The sequence below is a fragment of the Prevotella sp. MGM1 genome, from assembly GCF_002933775.1.
Taxonomy (GTDB): Bacteria; Bacteroidota; Bacteroidia; order Bacteroidales; family Bacteroidaceae; genus Prevotella.
In genome coordinates this window covers 1-2,470 of record NZ_BEWV01000133.1, presented here as the reverse complement: position 1 = coordinate 2,470, position 2,470 = coordinate 1, and the positions used below count along the sequence as shown (strand labels likewise).

The following is a 2,470-nucleotide window of genomic DNA, read 5'->3' as shown; positions in this document are numbered from 1 at the left end:
AACGAAGAGTAGAAGTCATATCACTTGACGGTAAAACCAATCTTTGCCAATTGCTTGCGTATTTCGTCTTCGAGCGTGTGTGACTGTGCGAACAAATCAGAAAGTTCGGAAGTAAGACGCTCCATCTTTTCTTGGAAAGGTTCACCGTCTTCCTCAACCTCGGCAATTCCAACGTAACGTCCTGGAGTGAGGATAAAGTCTTGTTTCTCTATATCCTCAATCGTGGCAATCGCAGAGAATCCCTTTTCGGTTTCAAGCGTTCCTGCACGGAACTGCTCGAAAGTATCAGCGATACGTGCTATGTCGTTGCCATGATCCTCCGTTTCTTCCCCACAAGAGAGTTCACGGTGTGTACGGTCTTTCATATAGCCCATGTTACGAGCATCTATGAAAAGCGTCTTGCCCGGTTGTGCTTTGCTCTTTGTTAAGAACCATAAGCAGCATGGAATCTGAACATTATAGAACAGTTGGGATGGCATGGCGATAATACCTTCCACCAAATCGGCTTTGACGATGTTTTCACGAATATTCCCTTCTGTGCCTTGTTGTGAGGATAACGAGCCATTGGCAAGAACCAAACCGATGCGTCCATTGTCTGCCAGGTGATATAACATGTGTTGCATCCATGCAAAGTTGGCGTTTCCCTCCGGCGGTATGCCATATTGCCAACGTGGGTCATCACGTAATTGGTCACCGCCCCATTTGGAAATGTTGAACGGTGGATTTGCCATTACGAAATCCGCTTTCAAAAATGGATGTTTGTCATCGTGAAAAGAATCTCCGAAGCTGTCGCCAAAATTTGCTTCAATTCCACAAATGGCAAGGTTCATTTGCGCTAATTTCCACGTATTGCTGTTAAGTTCCTGACCATAGACGGATATTTTATTGATATTACCTTGATGACGTTCTATAAACTTACTACTCTGCACAAACATACCACCCGAACCGCAAGCGGGGTCAAAGATTTTTCCTTTGTAGGGTTGGATAACTTCGACTATGGTGCGAACAACACATGAAGGAGTATAGAACTCACCACCTTTCTTGCCTTCTTCACGGGCAAATTCTCCAAGGAAATATTCATATACACGTCCAAGCACATCACGAGCTTCCGAACCTGTAAAGTGGAGGTTGTTTTCAAAAATATCAATTACGTTACCTAAGCGGCGTTTATCAAGTTCCGGGCGAGCATAGTTTTTGGGAAGAATGCCTTTGAGTTGCTTGTTCTCTTTCTCCAATGCTTCCATTGCCGCATCAACGACAACTCCGATTTCGGCAGTAAGAGAGGCATTGACAACCTTTTCCCAACGAGCATCGACAGGAACAAAGAATATGTTATCGCCAATATATTCGTCAGGGTCTTCCTCAAAGCCTTCGCCTTCAGCCACAAGTTCATCGTGCTTAACTTTGAAGCAGTCGTTGATGTATTTTAGGAATACCAGTCCAAGCACCACACTTTTATACTCGGCAGCATCAAGATTACCTCGCAACTCATTTGCCGAATCCCATAGCGTTTGCTCAATGGTTTTCTTTACTATGTCCGTTGTTTTTTTCTTTGCCATATTCTATAATAAACAAAAAAAACTCCTAGCAGTCCCTGCAAGGCTGACCAAGCCTATAAAGACAGCAAAGGAGTTTAATGTATCGTTTTATTTTCTCTATTAGGTCATTTTAATGCAGTTACCATTCATTTGCAAAGATACAAATATTCTTTCGGAATTCCTTTTGTTTTTACTGGAACTTTGCTTATATTGCCCCATTTCGTTATAAAAGTCTGGATGGGGCTGTTTTTCAAGGAGGTTAAGATAAATTCCGCTGTCATATTCGAATGATAATTCATAACTTTGCATGTATGAAGATTTATATACTGGCAAGTATCTCAGTTGGTCTTATTGCAATAATATCAGGAATATAAAATTATAGGCCAATGATAATTTTGTTACAAATAGTTTATTTATGAACTGACTATGAATCAGTTCTACATCCCGTCTAACTTCCTCCGTGTATACTACACCAAGTAAGTTCAGCCGATAGGTTCATGCTATTTGTGGATAACTCCATTCCGATGTTAAAGAGAAATCCTTTGAGGCTACACAAGTTCCACTTCAAAGGCTTTCACATCAACATCGGATTTTTAGAAAACTTGTTAGTCTGAGAATATTAGTCGGTGATTTTTCTGTTGCAGGTTTCACTTGCAATAGCAGAATCACTGTTTTTCTTTGTAGTCTAATCTGAAAACGTCTGTTCCGTTCCTTACGGAAAAATCTTTTTCTATTGTCGATTGCTCGTTTTGCTCTTCTTGGTCAGGACCATTTTCCCGTGCAAAGGTACTGCGGACAGGAGGAACGTCAAGTGACGCTTCGCTTTCAGTCGGAGGGCTTTCCGGCAGCCTTCCACAAATTTTCTCGTGCCTCCAAAATTTGGGTATTCCGTCGCGCTCTCTGACCTCACACTTGCCTAATCCTCCCTGTTG

At 42.0% G+C, this 2,470-nt stretch carries 2 protein-coding genes; both read right to left on the bottom strand.

Going from position 1 to position 2,470, the window contains the following annotated elements:
- Positions 1–20: 20 nt before the first annotated feature.
- Positions 21–1,559, bottom strand: coding sequence for a class I SAM-dependent DNA methyltransferase (locus MoGM_RS04620; RefSeq protein ID WP_016212967.1), 1,539 nt, complete (start codon positions 1,557–1,559; stop codon positions 21–23).
- A 644-nt stretch (positions 1,560–2,203) separates the two neighbouring features.
- Positions 2,204–2,470, bottom strand: a 267-nt coding sequence (locus tag MoGM_RS12985) for a hypothetical protein (protein ID WP_158249554.1), incomplete at its 5' end; no start/stop codon positions are given.

What these genes read in the sequence shown, in the direction of transcription:
- MoGM_RS04620 (WP_016212967.1), bottom strand. Translation starts at nt 1,559, where the DNA reads ATGGCAAAGAAAAAAACAACGGACATAGTAAAGAAAACCATTGAGCAA.